Origin of the sequence: Evansella sp. AB-rgal1 (assembly GCF_041820985.1) — a bacterium.
Classification (GTDB): domain Bacteria; phylum Bacillota; class Bacilli; order Bacillales; family Salisediminibacteriaceae; genus Evansella.
The window spans coordinates 16,638-35,467 of the sequence record NZ_JBGUAU010000029.1 but is presented as its reverse complement, the minus strand read 5'-3'; the positions used below and the strand labels follow the sequence as shown (position 1 = coordinate 35,467).

The 18,830-nt window shown below is 33.3% G+C and carries 11 protein-coding genes and 1 pseudogene; 2 read left to right on the top strand and 10 right to left on the bottom strand.

Going from position 1 to position 18,830, the window contains the following annotated elements; genetic code table 11:
- Nucleotides 1-139: 139 nt before the first annotated feature.
- From ACERII_RS20365 to ACERII_RS20345, 5 genes are all read right to left on the bottom strand, one after another.
- Nucleotides 140-3,133, bottom strand: coding sequence for a type I restriction endonuclease subunit R (locus ACERII_RS20365; protein WP_373644757.1), 2,994 nt, complete (start codon nt 3,131-3,133; stop codon nt 140-142).
- A complete protein-coding gene (locus ACERII_RS20360; RefSeq protein WP_373644756.1) occupies nt 3,130-4,386 on the bottom strand; it encodes a restriction endonuclease subunit S in 1,257 nt (418 codons plus the stop codon). Before ACERII_RS20360 ends, ACERII_RS20365 begins: the two co-directional genes overlap by 4 nt.
- Complete coding sequence (locus ACERII_RS20355) at nt 4,383-6,395, bottom strand: type I restriction-modification system subunit M (protein ID WP_373644755.1); 2,013 nt, start codon at nt 6,393-6,395, stop codon at nt 4,383-4,385. Before ACERII_RS20355 ends, ACERII_RS20360 begins: the two co-directional genes overlap by 4 nt.
- Before the next feature lie 309 nt (nt 6,396-6,704).
- Nucleotides 6,705-6,872, bottom strand: coding sequence for a recombinase family protein (locus ACERII_RS20350; protein WP_373644794.1), 168 nt, complete (start codon nt 6,870-6,872; stop codon nt 6,705-6,707).
- Nucleotides 6,873-7,401: 529 nt separating this feature from the next.
- The gene (locus ACERII_RS20345) at nt 7,402-8,262 is read right to left on the bottom strand and encodes an AAA family ATPase (RefSeq protein ID WP_373644754.1); all 861 of its coding nucleotides are present in this window, start codon (nt 8,260-8,262) and stop codon (nt 7,402-7,404) included.
- Between the two features lie 243 nt (nt 8,263-8,505).
- Between ACERII_RS20345 and ACERII_RS20340 the strand changes: the two genes are divergently transcribed.
- Together ACERII_RS20340 and ACERII_RS20335 are read left to right on the top strand one after the other, a co-directional pair.
- Nucleotides 8,506-10,020: a restriction endonuclease gene (locus ACERII_RS20340; protein ID WP_373644752.1), complete on the top strand. Its 1,515-nt coding sequence runs from the start codon at nt 8,506-8,508 to the stop codon at nt 10,018-10,020.
- A pseudogene (locus ACERII_RS20335) lies at nt 10,021-10,083 on the top strand (YjcZ family sporulation protein); the annotation flags it as partial.
- Nucleotides 10,084-10,628: 545 nt separating this feature from the next.
- On the opposite strand, the gene ACERII_RS20330 reads toward ACERII_RS20335, so the two are convergent.
- The 5 genes from ACERII_RS20330 to ACERII_RS20310 all read right to left on the bottom strand — a co-directional run bounded on the left by ACERII_RS20330 (nt 10,629) and on the right by ACERII_RS20310 (nt 18,765).
- Nucleotides 10,629-12,485 carry a UvrD-helicase domain-containing protein gene (locus ACERII_RS20330; protein ID WP_373644750.1) on the bottom strand — a complete coding sequence of 619 codons (1,857 nt, stop codon included), beginning with the start codon at nt 12,483-12,485 and terminating at the stop codon, nt 10,629-10,631.
- Nucleotides 12,478-14,547 carry an ATP-dependent nuclease gene (locus ACERII_RS20325; protein ID WP_373644749.1) on the bottom strand — a complete coding sequence of 690 codons (2,070 nt, stop codon included), beginning with the start codon at nt 14,545-14,547 and terminating at the stop codon, nt 12,478-12,480. The genes ACERII_RS20330 and ACERII_RS20325 overlap by 8 nt, the downstream gene beginning before the upstream one ends.
- Nucleotides 14,548-14,953: 406 nt before the next feature.
- Nucleotides 14,954-15,397, bottom strand: coding sequence for a hypothetical protein (locus tag ACERII_RS20320; RefSeq protein ID WP_373644748.1), 444 nt, complete (start codon nt 15,395-15,397; stop codon nt 14,954-14,956).
- A 237-nt stretch (nt 15,398-15,634) separates the two neighbouring features.
- Complete coding sequence (locus ACERII_RS20315) at nt 15,635-15,982, bottom strand: HNH endonuclease (RefSeq protein ID WP_373644746.1); 348 nt, start codon at nt 15,980-15,982, stop codon at nt 15,635-15,637.
- A 143-nt stretch (nt 15,983-16,125) separates the two neighbouring features.
- A complete protein-coding gene (locus ACERII_RS20310) occupies nt 16,126-18,765 on the bottom strand; it encodes an AAA family ATPase (protein ID WP_373644745.1) in 2,640 nt (879 codons plus the stop codon).
- Nucleotides 18,766-18,830 lie beyond the last annotated feature (65 nt).

Sequence of the window (18,830 nt, the reverse complement as noted above, 5' to 3'; positions counted from 1 at the left end):
CAAACTTTGGATCACCTCTAACTGACTAGATTGGCTTCTTTCACTCTTTAGGTGATTCAGACAATATACCAACTGTTCCAAAATTTCATATATCATGTCTTTCACCGTAACCCAATCCTAAAAAATTTAATAATTACGCTTACCCGTGATTCCGGAGCTCATTGTAGACTTCATCAATCATATCTTCCATTAAAAATTCTTTGAACTCTGCATCTTGAAGGATTTTCATGAAAAATTCCTCATTGTTTTGCATACGATTAACGACAAAATCCATAAATGTACGATTAAAGCTAAACTTAAAATTATCCTTAGTGTTACTCTTGGCTTTTTGCGCCAAATCTTGATCGGCTTTCATATCCTCTACAATCTGGTCTCTTGATAGTTTATCAGCTTGTGTAAATTCTGTTCCAAAGCGTTCATTCATCCGCTCAATGATCGATGAAAGCCGTTCTTTTTTTTCTTCTCCTCCTGCAGCGCTTCCATGTTTACCTGGCGTGAGGTACTCACCACCCGTTTCATTTAGCGAGATGCTTCCTTCAAACGTTTTCTCATTTCGATAATACTCTAAAGCAACATCATCTGAGAGGTATACAGGATCTTCGGCTTTTCGTGGGAGTTTCTTCAATAGTGAACTTAAGTAAATAAATCGTTTATGAAGATCGACATCAGTAAAAGGTCCTATCTGTAAAACAAAAGCATATGTTCTGACAAATTTCATCGCTGATGATTTAAAATAATCTTGAGTGTCCTCATCAAGGTCAGTGGTAAACCTTTGTACCGCAGGATCAAGTGCAGCGTTTAGTTTCCCTTGAAAACGCGCACTTTTCGCCGGCTGGTCACTATATTGAAGGTTTGCAACGGTATCTACTTCCTCCTCTGTATAAACTTGCATGGCATCGAGTTCATGTTGAACATCATATAGGATGTTTGGATCGGTTGTTTCACCTAGACCTGTGACCTCATAATAAGTTTGGAAGGCAGCTTGAATCGTATCGGGTTCATTTACAAAATCTAGAATAAACGTGTCATCTTTACCTTTGCACGTTCGATTTAGGCGTGAAAGAGTTTGCACCGCTTTTATCCCATCGAGTGGCTTATCAACATACATAGTATGAAGCAATGGCTCATCAAAGCCTGTTTGATACTTTTCTGCGACAAGCAAGACTTGGTATTCATCAGAATGAAACTTTTCTGGCAATTCTTTCTCACTAAATTCGTTCATTTCAGCTTCCGTATAGGATAACCCACTATCTTCGACTGTCCCTGAGAATGCAACAAGCGTTCTCAGGTCGGTATAACCCTTGACTCTAATATATTTGTCAAAGGCAATTTTATATCGAACTGCATGAAGACGGCTGCCTGTGACAACCATCGCTTTCGCTCGCCCATTGATTTTATGTCGTGTTACGTTTCGAAAATGCTCTACCATAATTTCTGTTTTTTGTGCAATGTTATGGGGATGAAGGGATACGTAACGAGCAATTTGTCGACTGGCCTTGTTTTTTACTACTTCTGGGTCCTCTTCGATGCTTTTTTCAATTTTATAAAAGGTTTGATACGTCACATAGTTTTTTAATACATCATGAATAAAACCTTCCTCAATCGCTTGACGCATGGAATAAAGATGAAACGGTTCATACGTACCATCCTCTCTTGGAGTTCCAAAACGTTCCACGGTCTTAGGTTTTGGTGTAGCCGTGAAAGCAAAAAAGGAAATATTCGACTGATCACCACTTTTTGCAATCTCTTCGATCATACGTTCTTCCGCATCCGTTGCTTCCCCTTCTTCTATCATGCTCTGTTCATATGCTTCTTCCAATGTTTTATCAGAAAAAAGGGCAGTCATGGCCGATGAGGCCTTTCCCCCTTGTGAACTATGGGCTTCATCGATGATGATTCCATAGGTTCCACGACTGAATTCACCCACTTTACCAAGGATAAACGGAAACTTTTGTAGTGTTGTGATAATGATTTTTGTCTTGTTTTGGATTGCTTTCGCTAACTGGTTCGAATCTTCATCTATTTTTTCAACCATGCCTGCCTTATGCTCCAACTGATAAACAGCATCTTGAAGTTGTTTATCTAACACGCGACGGTCGGTAATGACTATAATGCTATCAAAGACAGGTTGTTCTTCCTCGTCATGAAGTTTCGCTAAGCGGTGGGATAACCAAGAAATACTGTTGGTTTTTCCACTTCCTGCTGAATGTTGAATTAGGTAATTCTTCCCTGCTCGGTGTTCCATCACGTCAGCTTCAACTTTTCGTACTGCATCAAGTTGATGGTAACGAGGGAAAATTACAATTTCCTTTTCATCAATAATATCTCCGTTACTATCACGAATACTTTCATTTTGGATGTAGACAAAACGAAAGAGAATGTCGATTAAGCTATCAGGTTGAAGAATCTCCTTCCAAAGATAAGATGTTCGATAATCGCCTTCTACAATCGGATTCCCCTTACCTCCATTATTACCCCGATTAAACGGAAGAAAAAACGTCTTGTCCTTATTTAATTCAGTTGTCATGTACACTTCATCAGTATCAACCCCGAAGAAGACGACCGCACGCTTTTTGAATTGAAAGAGTAACTCATTCGGGTCACGATCTTTCTCAAACTGCTTCACCGAATGTTCAACCGTTTGCCCTGTCAATTGATTTTTTAACTCCATGACGACTATCGGTAACCCGTTGATGGATAACATCATATCAATTGACATATGACTCCCAGCGCGATAATAGACTTGGCGACTGACGGTAAAAATGTTTTGGTTATACTTTTCAATGAGCGTTCGGTTCATATCTGTCGGTGGTTTGTTATAAGCAAGTTTCAGTGTTACCCCATAGTCTTTCACCCCATGGCGTAAACAATCAATCATCCCCCGCCGCTTAAGTTCTTCATTAATGCGGTACATAACTTTGTACTGAACTTCATCATTATAGACTTTCCTCAACCGTTCAATCGACTTCTGTTGAGTTGCTTCTAAGAACCGAAAAAGGATTTCCTGATCAATTGCCCACTTTTGAAAAGTTGTGAGAGCAGGGCCTGTCAGCACTCGCTGTTGAAAACCTGCTTGCATCAGTTGTTGTTCTATGTTCTCTTCAAAGCCTCTTTCACTCATGTCGATACTCACGATGAAGACACCTCCTCCTGTTCGGTTTGACCCACCATCTCCCGAACGTCAATCTTGCCGGTCACCGCTTCGTAGATGAGGGATTGGCGGTATTCTTTGAGTTTATTAATTATAGTAAGGTTATTATCTATTAGATACTCAATTTCATTACTGATTTTATCTAGATAGTCTGCAATGCGATTCTGTTCTTCTATCGGTGGAAGAGTTACTAATATTTTCTTAAAATCTTCGGAATATGTTCTCCATCTCATTAACATTATACCTCTACCAAATTTGTAACAATCTCCCTTAAAATGAAAATTCCTAAAATAATAATGGAAATAATCTTTACTTACTAAATCCTTATTTAATGGTCTATAAACATCATAATCTGGACTTGTAACACCATCATATATAGAGATTCCAATTGACCCCATCCATGCTAGAAGTTTATTAACTACAATATCACCTTTTCTTACTATTTTATAATTTATTACAGTTTGCGATTTATTTCCTTTTTGTTCCATGTCTTTTCTCGGCCTAACACCTATACTTGTGAATAATGATAAGAGTTCAGCTTTTTCATTAAAATTTCTATCATTCACTTCAGAGAATAGGTATTTAATTCTTTTCTCTTCCCAATGCTCAGGAATCTCTCCAATCCATTCCACACCAGAGTCCTTCATTTTCACATTCCTATCAAGACCTTTCGTGACCGCTTCCGTAATGACTGCTTGACGCTTTTCTTCGAGTAGTTTTATCAGTTTTTCTTTGTCTGCAATTAAATCATCGATCTCGGTTACTTTTCGGTTTAAAAAAGTTGAAATCAAAATCTGTTCATTTAAACTAGGAATGAGTAACTCTATATTATCAAGATTTTTACGAGTTAGTTTAGGTTGGGCAGAACCTGTGATATATGGAACGTAATTTATTGAATTTAACTTATACATCATAAAATTTATGTCGCCATTTATCGGCTTTAAAATGTGGGCATGATTATTGACCCAATACTTCCCTGTAGCCAAAAAGGCTAAAGAAGTTGACCTAGATCTCAAATTTTCCCCATCTTCTCCAATTAAAATTAATGGTTCATCAAATAAATAATCTTCAACTTTATCAATTACTCCAGATGCTCCGTAATAATCATATTTTCTATCTGACATTTTACCTCTTTGTTCCGAACTTATCGGTATCCGTCTGTGATCTAAATTTTTTAACTCATATTTAACTTTAGACCTTGCCCATCCTTGTACATTTTTTATATCACTTCTCACACCATCACCTTCTTCAACTTCTCTAAAATACTCATTTCGAGTTCTTGAATTTCTGCTTTGATTTCGCTAGAAGGTCGGAGTTCTTGATAATTGTAAAAGTGTCTTGTAAATGGAATTTCATATCCGATCTTCGTTTTCTCTTCATCAATCCAAGCATCAGGTACGTGTGGCAATACTTCCCGATCAAAGTAGTCATGTATATTTTCTTTTAATGGTACATTTTCCGTATCTCGTAAATCTGGATCGGGTTCGACATCACCCTTTTTATTCTTTACGCACACATCGGCAGTTTCATCTTTCTCAGATAGTGCTGCAAGGATCGCTCTTTGTAGTGGTGCTTTCAAGTCAATTCCTTCGGCCGCGAACGTTACTTTTAGTTTCTCTATAAAAGTTTCTCTGTTTTTATACATTGTTCCATCATTCAACTTCTGTAACGCTTCGATGATTACTTGTTGCTTTTTCTTTCCTTCTTCTGCCTCTTTCAGCCCTGCTTCGCCTTTTTTCTTTGACTTTGCAAGGGTTTGGAACGCCATTTGCTCATGCAAGCGCTCTATTCGTTCTTCATCAACTATAAAATTGAGTTTCAATGGTCGTTCGACAACAATCTTTTGGTAGCCAAAGTCTTCGTTATCAAAGATCTTCACCAAATCACTTTCCTTAAAATCTCCATATATGCTAATTATTTCATTGATCTGATCAGGTGAGATCTCATGTCGCTTTTCACCCATGTTCTTACGCATTTTCTGATAGAAATCGACTGCATTGACGAGTTGTACCTTTCCTTTACGCCATGCAGTTTTATTATTTGTCAAAATCCAAATATAAGTTGAAATGCCTGTATTATAGAAAAGGCTTGTAGGCATCGCGACAATACCTTCCACAAGGTCATTTCCGATCATGTAGCGACGAATTTCACTTTCTCCACTACCAGCATCCCCTGTAAACAAAGGGGAACCGTTCATAATTATCGCTAATCGAGATCCTTTCGGGTTCTCATCACTAACCGGCTTCATTTTCGATACTAGATGTTGCAAGAATAATAGTTGACCATCTCCAATTCTCGGCAATCCAGCACCGAAACGACCGTTCATACCTAAACTTTCATGTTCTTCACGTACAACCTTTTCCGATGGTTTCCACTCTACACCATACGGTGGATTGGAAATGAGATAGTCAAATTTTGCTGTTGGAAAAGCATCACGAGTTAACGTATTACCAAAGCGAATGTTTTGTGCTTCTTCCCCTTTAATAAGCGTATCAGCCTTACACATGGCAAACGACTCTTCGTTAATCTCTTGTGCAAAAAACTCTAACTCGGCAGATTCATTCATCTCTTTTAAATATTCTTGAGCAATGGATCCCATTCCCCCGGTACCTGCACAACCGTCATAGAGAGTTTGTGTAATCCCTGGTTTCGTTAGAATTTCATCATCATCATTGAACATCAATCCAACCATGAGACGAACCACTTCTCGAGGCGTGTAATGGTCCCCAGCTTCTGCATGTTCTGAATAACGACGGATCAATTCTTCAAAAATGTATCCCATTTCAAGATTGGAAACGACATCAGGATGTAGATCCACTTCTGAAAAACGCTTTACCGTTAAATATAAAAGATCATTTCGATCCATTTTTTCAATTTGTTTATCAAAATCGAAATACTCGATAATCTCCCGAGCAACTTTCGAAAAACCGTTTATGTAATCACGAAGATTTTCTGCAATGTTATCAGAGTCATTGAGAAGATTGTTGAAATCATAGTTACTTGTGTTGTTAAAACGTTGCTTTGATTTTCGATTTAAAATTTCGTCTCTTGCTTCCTCTGGTAGATGCTTGAATTGTTCGTAACTTTTTAATACGTCTTCTTTCGTATCTTCTAGAACGTTATCAAAGCGCCTTAAAACCGCCATTGGTAAAATAACCTTACCGTAGTCTTCTGGCTTGTAAGGTCCTCTTAATATCTCTGCTATTGTCCATAAAAAATTCACTTTATCTTGAAAGTTTACCATTTCATATTCTCCTTTATGCCCTACTAATGTATTGTTGTTCTTCTCTTTTCTTTAATTCACGATAGAACGAACTCCGCCTGAATTTGGTGATAGCACAATTCCTTTCACAGTCTTATCACCTTTTTCATACAACATTATTGGATAATTCATTCCAGGATGTTTAACCGTGTATTTTTTTACCCTTCCTTTAAACTTACCTTTAATCTTTGCTTGCTTAATGCCCTCCTGCTATCTCATTCGGATCATGTTACGTTCAAATTCTGAAAAACCTGACATAACTATTAGGAATTCAAGAGGTGGTTCCATCTGTCATATCAAACCAATAATCCTTAATTGAACGCAAAGTGACTCCCTTTTTTTTAACTGATCGAAGAGTTGGAGTAAATCAACGGTTGAACAGTTAATTCGATCTAAACTATGTACAACAACAACGTCACCTTCACTCACTTTATTTAATAAGTCATAAAGAACTGGCAGATCCGTCGTTGCCCACTCACTTTTTCTTCGTAAATCAGCTCACAGTATTCTTCGTTAAGAGACGACCGCTAACGGTCTAAATTTCGATCCATACTAGAGACTACCGCATATCCACCCTTCAAAATATCATCTCAATATGGTATAAATTTACTATAATTTTATCTCGATTTTTGGAATAAGTAAATGGGATGCTCTAAATCCAATTAAATCAACAAACGGAAAGAGTCCCAATAGAGTAAACTCTATTGGGATTATGGATTTTCACATTACCTTTGCACCTAAATTTATATCTATTTCGCATTAACAATTTTCTTTTCCTGATAGAATGGTTCCGCCCTGGCTTAGATTTTTTGTTCTAGTGATGGATTCCCTTCCTATTTTAGTTTGTTTTTATACTACAAAAGACAAATTAAAAGGACTAACCTCAGCACTTAAACATTGCAATGCTCGGCTAGCCCCTTTATTGACTTATTTTCACTTTAGTTATTTATGACCCTTCCAATAGTTCCTTATTATAAGAAATAGAACATCAAGCCTGCATATCTCTTCTAAAGTCATCAAATAATCTCGATTGGTTTCTTGAGTATTCATCTAATAGACGCTCATGATCCCACTTAAAATCATCTACTTTTCTTTCAAGCTGATCTAATTTTTTCTCAATTAATGCAAAATCTAATTCTGATAACTGTGTTGTACTCTCTTGGAGTACCGTATTATATTTTTGGAAATTACCGTTTGTTTCTTTAATTTCCAATAGTAAGGTTTCGTTAAAGTCAAGTAGTTGTTCCCTATGCTGTAGACTTGTTAGTTTACTCTCTGCTTCTTGATGAAGTGGTTCAATCAGTTCTTCTTTTATCGTGACTTCTTTTTCTCTTTCATGTAATTCCATTTCTTTACGTACTAAATTTTTCTCTCTCTCTACTATTTTCTTTGCCTTGTCCTCAATTTCTATAATTTCAATGCATTTGTCGATGGAACTTGCACGCCCCGTTTCAAGGAAGGAAATAAAAGCATCAAGTGAAGTAGTGTTTTGATAAAACTCCGGTACTATATGTATCTGGTGAATAGACTCAGCCAACTTATTTAATTGTGTTTCATCAATTTTCTGGTGTTTACGACTATAAGAATTAGATAACCAATAATAGACCACTATAACTACAGCTAATGCAATTGGAACAATAAACTGTGCAGGCTCACTAAAACTCCTATCACCAATTAAATGGAAAATCCCATAAATAAATAAGAAAATACTAATAATAATCATAAAAATCTTTTCCATTCCTCTTATTGATCGTTGATATTTTGCATCACGTTTCTTCTCTAGTACTTCTTTCTCTGCAATAAGCTCTTTAAGATGTTTCAATTCATTAATAAGACTTTTCTCTTCCATAACCATTCCCTCACTTTTTACTCAGTATTAAGAACAGTATTATCCTAGAAAATACCTTTTTAAACGGTTGGTGATAGCGACTGTAAATAACTCATCAATTTGCCACTTCTTTATTTGTATTAATAAAGTTGGTTAGAGATGGAATTCTATTATAAATAAACGAGAATGAAGCATTACATTGATATAAACAAGAAAAAATTTGGATAAACTAGATTAACAAACTGCATATGGAGGTAAAAAAAATTGTTTCGTACCCATATTTCTAACAACTTTTTAAAAGTGGACAAATTTATCACAGCCAAAACACAATGGGAGTTAGATAAAAAAATTAAAAACCAAAAAGATCGCTGGAAAGTCCAAGAGAAAAAAGCTAGAGAACAAATTAAATTTGATAAAATGAAGGAAAAAGCTATCTCTGATACCGGAGCAGCATTAAACTTAATAAATGAATATAAATCTCTTTTAATGTCATCTCTAAATGAGAAACATAAAATAAATTGGAAAAAACTATACAGTACAGATAAGTTTAAAGGTAATAAACCATTACTAAATTCATTTATGGAAATAGTTGAAGTACCTAAAGAAGAAAAGTTTTTTGAGTTTTTCTTCTCTACTAAGAAAAAAACAAGGTTAGGAAAAGAGTATGAAGCAGCAAAAAAATATAATGACGCATTAAATGAATACATAATTAACCGTGAGAAGTTCATACAAAAACAAAATCAACACAACAAAAGTATTGATAGGTTTCAAAAAGGTTATGAAGATACCATTCCAGCCTTTGTTGAAAGATACTTTTTTACTATAATAGAAAAGTCCGAATATCCTAAAGGATTCACCAAAAAATATGATATTCAATATCAAGCTGACTCAAAAACTCTAATTATTGATTTTGATATGCCACACCCCGAAAAGATACCCAATATTATTGAATATAAATTCATTCAAACTAGGAAAGAAGTTACAAAAAAATTAATGACTAAAAAAGAATTTAACGATTATTACGAAGATGTTTTATACCAAATTACGTTAAAAACAGTATACGAATGCTTTGCCTCTGATTACGCTAATACAGTAGAAATGATTGTTTTTAACGGTTGGGTCCATGGCACTGATACATCAACAGGGCAAGATTTTCATTCATGTATTATGAGTCTGCAAGTAACTAGTGAAGAGTTTCTTTCATTAAATTTAGATAAAGTAATACCAATAGATTGCTTTCGAAACCTTAAAGGACTAAATGCTAGTTCATTGTTCCAACTTGCTCCAGTCCGCCCAATATTAAATATAGATAGGATAGACAAACGCTTTGTAGAATCTAAAGATGTACTTGCAGAAATCAATTCAATACCTAACTTAGCTGACATGCCATGGGAAGACTTTGAACACCTTGTAAGAGGATTGTTCGCGAAGTATTTTTCATCCGTTGGTGCAGAAGTAAAAGTAACGAGGACAAGTCGTGACGGTGGAATTGATGCTGTTGCCATTGACCCAGACCCAATACGTGGAGGAAAATTTATTATCCAAGCAAAGCGTTATAATCATGTAGTTCCGGTTTCTGCTGTTCGCGAGTTATACGGTGTTATGCCTGATGAGGGTGCTGTCAAAGGTATTCTTGTAACTACTAGTTATTACGGTAAAGATTCTAGAGAATTTGTAAAAGACAAACCCTTAACGCTTTTAGATGGTTCAAATCTCATTCAAATGTTTAATGATTATGGTTACAATGTACGGATAGAACTCAAGAATAAAGCTAATTAGCTAGTGCTTTTTATTCTATTAGTAATCATCGGTGCTGCAGCAGTTAGCGGCTACGGCTATTAACTTATTTCCTCCAGGGAAACAGTTATTCATTTCCTTGGAGGAAAAAATTATTTTAATACTATGAATGCTTGTTATTTAATTGTACCTCAAATAAAATTAATGACCTCTCTCAGTTGAGAAAGGTCATTTTTAACAAAGAACTTTTTCAATAATCGGTTTGATATTTGGCTTTAAATGCTAACCTGTCCCATGCCGAGTAAACTTATTAATACGGAAAAATATTTTACCACCCTTGCCAGCCTTTTTACCAATGAAAGCCAAGAGATTCACCACACGTCACCAATACATTTACCACTGAAAAAAGTCACACATCCTGAATAAGAGTAATGTAAATACTTTCTGTTGTTCTTTTTGTACTGATAGGTCAATTGCTGAAGAATATGAATCCCAAATGGCAGTTTGTTCTTTGTGCCTAACTCACATCACCGTTTGTAACAACACTCAAACATCAATAATAACTATTACTTTTTCGTTATAGTCCTAATTCTATTATGTTTAAAGTCGATTAACTCAACCTTAAAAGTCCTTTTTAAACTATATACTTTTTAAATTTTAACTACTTCCCAACCAAAATGTATTGCTTTATTAATATTTTCGTCATAGTTTTCAAGATTGGATTTATCAAGTGCTACTGCTAACAAATGTGTAGGTCTACTAATTCCCACATATGCAAGTTTAAGAATATTTTGTATTTCCTGGAAACTTGCCAAATAATCATCATATTCTCCTACTAGAAAACTAAATACATTAGTTAAATCTTTAGCTGGTTCCTCTCTAAACATTCGATTGGATTCTAGGATTAAAGTTGCTTTATGTGTTTCACCTTTTACACCATGAATCGATCCTAAATTGATTTTAACTCCGTGAATATTTGTTTTATTTGTTATAGGCGTACTCTTCTGTTCGTTTCTATCCATGTTTTTAATTTTACTTATCGTTTGATCCACACTTGCTTTAACAGAGCTTATGTCTATTTCTTTATCAGTACATATTTCTAAAACATCTACCATCTTCGAAGTTAATTCATCTTTCAGACTATTATTAACCTTATTTTTTTCTAACTGTAATATCTTAATTAGTTTAGAAAGTATTGTTCTTAATTGTAATAACTCTTCTTTTCCATGCTCGTTTAGAAAATTCTCTAACTCTTTAGAAGTCCTAATGTCTGAATTGGTACTATCTCTTAGAAACTTTGTAATTATTGTTTGCATCATTTCGAAACATTTTTGAATGAAAGGTATATTTTTTTTGTCATTATTTTCTTTTGTATAGCTTTGAAAATATTCATTAACTTCTAAATGGTGTTGACAAACAGCATATACGTCTTTTTTACTTTCTTTAAAATCATTATTATCATCCTCTTTTTCTTTAACTATTTCAGCAAATTTTTCTAATACCTGTCTTTTTGAATTAGAATCATAAATAATTAAATATGGCTTAAATGACTTTATACTTTTATTCCCTTTTAGATGGTCGTATCTTTCTTTACAGGTTGTTCTTAATATATTTGCTATACTTTCTCCAAACCTGTTACTCTGTGCTATTTCGATTTTTTCTTCGTCCCTTGGAATCCAAGAATCCGCCTCTCCATTATATATATTATATAATGCTTGGTATGGATCCCCGTACTTTTGAAAGACAATATTGTTTTTATCTACTATTTTATTGACTAATTTAAATTGTAATTGACTGGTATCTTGGGTCTCATCCATAAAGAAATGTGAAAACCTATGAGATAAAGCATTATATATCTCTTTTTCGTATTCGCTTAGATACCATTCCGCTAAAGATAATGTGTCTATATGACGGAGAACCCCCTGTCTCATTAAAGTAATTAAAGTTTTCCCTATACTGAACTCTGTCTCGTTTACAGTATCTATACCAAAGTTTCTTTTCTCAAAATCAAAATGTATTCCCCACATTCTTCTAATAGGAGGTGGAGTATTCCACCAGTTAGGTTTAAATCTTTTAAATGTCCTCCCAAAATGGTTTTCATATTCTTCATTTTCTAAAAACATCAAGTGCTTTTCATTATTAAACAGCTTTCGATAAGCTTTATTTGAAAAGAAATGATTAAAAAACTCTTGAATAGTTCCAATAAAATGTGGGTATTTCACAATTGGCATGCCTATTTGTTGTAACTTTTCGTTGATTTCATCCACTGCTACATTAGTATGTGTAATAACACATATTCCTTTTTCTGACGAGGATTGTTCTAATTTTTTTAATAAGATGGCGACTTTAGCTATTAAAACCGTTGTTTTTCCGCTCCCTGGGCATGCTTCGATATCAGCTGACTCATTCGCTAATAAAACACTTCTTTGCTCACCATTAAAAATACAATCTATAGGAAGCAATAATCTTTCTACCATTCGAATATCTTCTTTAGTTATTTCAATCATGATCAATTGACTCCTGTTCAGTTACATGATAAATAGCATCTATTAAGTACTTTAAATGTGGATCTTTTAATATCGTATTTTTAACTTCATTTTTCATTTCTAGTAAATCACTTGCTAATATTTGTGCGGTTTCTGCTTTTGATGCATTTTTCTTCAATAATGGTTTATAAATAGGATAAGCGGCATCTTCTCCACTTTTTCCGTCTATATCTTTTTTTATTTCCTCCAATTTCTTTTCATTTGCTTCAGAGTTAGGATTAATAAAGCGAGCTTTATGTATAGCGTGTAATATTTCTTGTCTGATTTGACTTAAAGCGATTTCATATTCCAAAGTCCAATTAGGAGCTACAAAAGTTTTTATATTTCCATATTCATCATTAAATTCATTTATGATTTTTTCCTTTTTTAGTTTCCTTAGAACGTCTATTGCATTTTGGTCTATCTCTTTCTCCAGTAATTGACACAGAGCTTCATTATCTTCTGAAGAAAGAGAAATGTCATATTCTGATAAGTACTCTGTCACCTTTGTTTTTGTCTTAAAGATAGTTCCATATATTTTTGCTACAATGTCTGGTGGTAAAATATTTAGTTTTTCTAACTCTTCCTTTGCATTTTCTTCACATAAGGTATATATACATCTCTGGCTCTTAATTACATTTTCTTTATAGTATTGGACCGGACGAACATCAACATCAGTTATAATCGAAACTGCCATCTCTAAAGGACTAAAATTTTCTAACCATACATCAGATCTCTTATATATATTTGCATATCTTTTAAAAGCTGTATTACCTATATTTACAATTGAAACACCATATTTATGTAATGGACGATCAATTATCTCTGCAATGACAGGTAACAATAAATTTTCAGCGTCACCTTCTACAAAAATAACTCCCCTCGCAAAAAATAAGTTTGCTTTTGTTGAATCTAAAAATCTTTCTAAAAACTTATAATCGGATGAATCTAATTTCGTATATTCTTCTCCCATTGGATAAGCATTACTATTATGCAATAAGATTAAATGTTCAAGGCGTATTGATGAAGTCAGAGTTGTACTATGTGTACTTAAAATAAATTGACCATTTGAAGTATTTTGTAAGTGTTTTATTAATCTTAATTGCGCTTGAGGGTGTAAGTGAGCTTCTATTTCTTCTATTAATGTTAACCTAGCACCTAACTTTTTTTCCTCATCATAAAGTAATAATTCAGCAGCTATAAAGAGTAAATTTAAACTTCCTAAACCAGTAGGGGTGTCGTCTAAGGTTAAACTTAATTTCCTCAATATATCATTTAACTTCGTTTGTGCTACTTTAAAATCAGCATAGTAGCTTTTTTCTCCACTTGTGGGAATAAAAAAGAAGTCATTCAGATAGTTCTGTAAGTCTGTCTTAATTGTTCGATTTGGGTTATCTATAAAAGGTTGATCAAAGAATTCCTCAATTTCTTGATTCGCTTTTTTAACAATTTCTACTAATTTATGTTCTTCTTCTGAAGCTCCTAATTTAAATGCTTCATGATTTTTTAATATTTGTGCAAGTCTAGACTTAAAACCTGGTTTCAATTCATTTTCAGCATCTCTTAAAGGCTTTAAATACGTAGTTCTTAGTAAACTTTGAGCTGTACCCTCTAATCTACTATCCCCTCCAGCTGGTCCCGCTTTTATTACTTTATCAATTCTTTCACCAGTAAATGGATCCCTTATCTTTTTAGCTTCTAACCTTACCAAAAGTTGATAATCTTTATCCTCGTCAAAAGTTAGCCAATCTAAAAATACTCCTGCTTCTTCTTCAGATAAATCCGAAAACTCACATTCTATTTTTAAATTCTCAACACTCTTTCCCGATTCATCTAAATAAAAGTCATTCTCTTTTATTTTATTATTATCCTGACTTGAAGTACCTAATATAAGCTTAATTGCATCAATAATAGCGGTTTTCCCACTATCATTTTCCCCTACCAATAAGTTAAAATTTTTATGAAAATTTACGATTAATCCTGGTTCATTATTTTGTGAACCAAATTTCCTGAAATTATAAATTTTTAATTGTTTTAGAAACATAACGTCCTCCAATTTACCTTAAATTTTTTTACATTGCTGATATAATTTTTAAACATCAGCAATTGAATTAAAACTTTTTAAATAAACCCTCTACTTGATTCCCCCCTACTTATAATAAGGATTATATTGGTAATTTTCGACATTAACTTACAAAATCCTTTTATATATCAAAAAACCTGTGTAATAAACACAGGTTGGTCTTTCTATTGTTTAATTTTTTCTTCTATAAGATTTAATCTTTTAATGTTATGTACGGCACTGAGTTTGTTACGCAGTATCCTTGTACTGCGCAGTAAATGACTTTGTTATTTTTGCTAGTATTTCTAAATCAACTCAAACATTGTTTAGATGCTGCTTAGATATTGATTGGGTTCGGGAGTTATTAATCATTTGCCCTATTGTTTTATCAATTCATTTTTATGTAATGTTTCTTACTATGACTATCGGGAATAAATCCATAAGCGTAATTTAAAAATTCATTTAAGTATTTTTTTATATAGTCATCTTCGGGAATAGGATTGTGAAATTGAACAGCAGTCATATCTATTACGTCTAAAAAGCAACTGTCTTGAAACTTTTCGTAAACAAACCAATGAGTTACTGTACCTTTACTTCCTCCTATTTTACAATTTCCAATTTGATATTGTTTAAAATTGTTAGATTGAAGTTTGTCTAAAGTGAATTCTGATACTTCCTTACAATGTCCGGCATATAGCTCGTAGTCTTCAACAACTGTAGCGCAAGGATTTGTTCTTTGTTTCATTTTAAGGAGTTCACTTCTTACTTTTTGATATTGGATATCTACATCTACTTTAAGTTGGTCTATAAAATGCTGTGTTGGTCTGCCCATGTCATCCACCCCTGTTAATAAGTTTCTATTCTATATTAATCTTTAAGGACCCGTTTATTTAATAAAAGAATAATTTTTAATATTAAAATATTTTATAAAAATTAAAGGTATCCCATTTTTTGATTAGTCATTGCTTTATTTCCATGTAATTTAATTGCTTCGTAGTCGTATGCAATTGCTGCTTCTTTCGCGATTGAAAAATTTCCAATTATACGTTGTTTTCCCTTATCTCGTATCCTAGCAGTATAGGGATTTTTTTTTATTTTTAGTATGTATAACACCTATATAGCCAGACTTACCGACCTTTTTACTTGTCTTCGCAAGATTATTACATATACTATGACTAAATGTTATATTTTCAACATCTAAAAATTTTTCTAATGGGTTATCTGATGTTTCCCAATCTTCAATATGGTCAATCTCCATTGTATCTGGGTCCGTTAATTCTTCTTTACAACGATGGCATATAGCCATATTGGCTTTTTGAACCAACATAAATAAAATCTTTCTACGAAGAACATTGTATGCTGTTCCATAATCCATTCCTAATGTTTCCGATTGTTTCTTTGAACGTAATTTTTTCATTTTACTCCCCTTTTTAACAACCGCAATTAATATAATCAGCAATCTCTAATAATAAATAATACTTAATAATTTTGAGCTCTCAGTCAAAGAGCACTTTTATAAATGAAAAATAATAATACTATTACCCATTTCGCTAACATATATTATTTATTCATGACAACTTCATCAATTTGTTCTAATAACTCGATTACATCTTTCACTACGCTCCTGTCAAACTCTTCTTCTCTTTCCTCATCATGTGTGCCTTTATTAAGGTAGTTCCAAATAACAGGGTGTATTTGCTCCTTTTCTAACAAAGATTCTAATAATGAAACTAACTCTTCATGATTTTCTATTTTGTTCTTCTTAATATAGTTGACTAGACCAAGTGTTGTTGCCATTAATTCAGGAGGTCTATCTGGACCACTCATCGATACATTAATTCGAATGTTGTACTTTTTAGATAACCTTTTCCAAATTGTCCGAACCAAGTGTTCAAATGCTCTTCTTCCAATTGCAAGACTTTCACGAATCTGACCTTCTTGATACCTCTGTTCTGCTAGAACTAAATAATTTCTAGGAACATTTAATCTCACATTGATTTTTTTTGACTCCTCTGTTTTCAGAAAATCTATTCTTGTTACCAGTTTTGGATATTCTTTTTTTACAATGCTATTTTCCAACTGCTTTAAGAATTCTTCACCATGAGTTGTAATAATTAACTGTTTTGAGTCATTAAACTCTCTACTTAAAATAGTTTCAATAATGCCACGTCTATGCTCATGATCAATAGCATTAACAACATCATCAAATATAACCAACGGAAGTTCATCCTGTGTATTTTTAGCTAATAATATTGCTAAACCTAAACATCTGATATGACCTTCACTTAGGACATGTAAAGCATCTACCTTTTCTCCATCTGTAAAACGAATTTCTATCTTCTTACCTGAACCATCAGGAAGAAAAATTTCTTCAATTAAATCCGAAGGATGGTCGTACTTGTTGATTGAGTTATAGAACTCTAAAGTTTTAGTATTTAAATTAGTAGCTAATAAAGCTGGTAACTGACGGTTGTAATCAACTAGACGATTTCTAAAAGAACCATATGCATCACGAAATTGACAATTAAGAGTAACAATTTCTTTTTCTTTACTTACCTTTTCAATTAGTTCTTCGTTTTCATTACTAAATTGTTCTATAGCAATATTTGCATCGCTTTCAGATTTGTTTAATACTTTAATCTGTACATTCAAAGTTGAGATTTCTTCTAGTTTACAATTTAATTGTTGGTTTTCCCGTCTCAACATCTCTATTTCTATTTGGTCTCCAGTGATTTTCCGGTTAAATTCAGCAAGGTAATCTTTAAAGGCTGATAAAGTATCTATTTGGTACAAAAGAGTAGCAATAATATCATTTTGTATATGCTCATATTCCTTGTCCTCTAATAGTTTAAATAAGGCTTCAATAGTTGCTGCTTCTGGGAATTCAATTGTCTCAGAAATCGCTACCATTTGAATAAACTTATTTTCTATAAGTTGTAACTTGTTGGGTATAATCTCATTTAATTCATCAAATCTATTTTCTAATTTAATAGCTTTATCAAAATCTTGAATTTTATCAGTGGCATTTGAATATGGATTCAAAGGAACTACCAAGTCTCCGTTAACATATAACTGTGATTCACATGCTGGGCAAACATCTTGGAATTTTTCTTCAATTGATAAGATTGCCGTATATAGATCCTTTAAATTAATTTCATTCTTATATTCCTTTACTAAGCTTATAGCTTCATTACGTTCCTGAGTCAACAAGCTTAATTGCTTTATACATTCTATTACTTCATCTACCCCAGGGTCATTTTTTTGTTTTAAATTTTCTAATTGCGCAATACGAGCATTATTGATTTGTATAAGTCCTTTTTTTTCATCTGTTCCATTTAATTTTATTTTCAACTCATCTAAGCTATTGACATCTTTATATTGGTTTAGCAGTTGTTCTGTCTGTTTAAGTATCTCTTCTCTCTGGTGAGGAAGCATTTCTAAATTATTTTTATGAATCTCAATTTGTTTTTCTTTTCCAGATAGTTCTTCTGAAAGCTTTCCAGTACATTCAAGATAATTATCCATCCGTTCATTAAAATTATTAACAAATCTGTTGAAATCATCAAGTCCGAATAGTGAAGCAAGACGTTGTTGTTGTGCTTGTGGTGTATTAGCTGAAACCCGTGCGAAACCTTCAATACGGTTTCTTTCAATAAAGCAAAATTCATTTACTTGTGGGATCGGCTGTATTTGAAATGGAACCCCCTCAGAGTTAACACCTTTTAAAACAGGCTTATTTGCATTTCCTGTATAGACATTTTTAACATAGGTATCAAGATTAATTCGTTTTGCATCAGCCTCATGAATTGTACCAAGAAGTGAATATTCTAAAGCTTCACAGAAGCTGGTTTTACCTGTTCCATTTGGACCATAAACAAAAATGTAGGGCTTATTTAATTCAAACTTAATTTCATCAGAGAACCCTCTAAAGTTTTTTACTGATAACTCAGATAAAAACTTTATATTATTTTCACTTACTACTTCACGATCTTCATCTAATGAAAAAGTAGATTCAACTGAATCCCCAAACTCTTCTATTAAACTTGCGATTAATTTTCCACGTTTACCTAGAGCATTACTAGTTTCTTCAATTGATACAGTGTTCTGTAAAACGATATTCGCTAACTTTTTTTCGATATCCGAAAACTCCTCCTCGCTTTCCTTCAAAAAAGTTATGTATTCTCGAAATGCCTTTGACAATAGATATTCCCTCCTTAACCTTAAAAATTTATTCATTTCTACAAATTTTAACATAAATATCCAAA

What these genes read in the sequence shown, in the direction of transcription:
- ACERII_RS20355 (WP_373644755.1), bottom strand. Translation starts at nt 6,395, where the DNA reads ATGGTAAACTTTCAAGATAAAGTGAATTTTTTATGGACAATAGCAGAG.
- ACERII_RS20345 (WP_373644754.1), bottom strand. Translation starts at nt 8,262, where the DNA reads ATGGAAGAGAAAAGTCTTATTAATGAATTGAAACATCTTAAAGAGCTT.
- ACERII_RS20330 (WP_373644750.1), bottom strand. Translation starts at nt 12,485, where the DNA reads ATGATTGAAATAACTAAAGAAGATATTCGAATGGTAGAAAGATTATTG.
- ACERII_RS20325 (WP_373644749.1), bottom strand. Translation starts at nt 14,547, where the DNA reads ATGTTTCTAAAACAATTAAAAATTTATAATTTCAGGAAATTTGGTTCA.
- ACERII_RS20320 (WP_373644748.1), bottom strand. Translation starts at nt 15,397, where the DNA reads ATGGGCAGACCAACACAGCATTTTATAGACCAACTTAAAGTAGATGTA.
- ACERII_RS20315 (WP_373644746.1), bottom strand. Translation starts at nt 15,982, where the DNA reads ATGAAAAAATTACGTTCAAAGAAACAATCGGAAACATTAGGAATGGAT.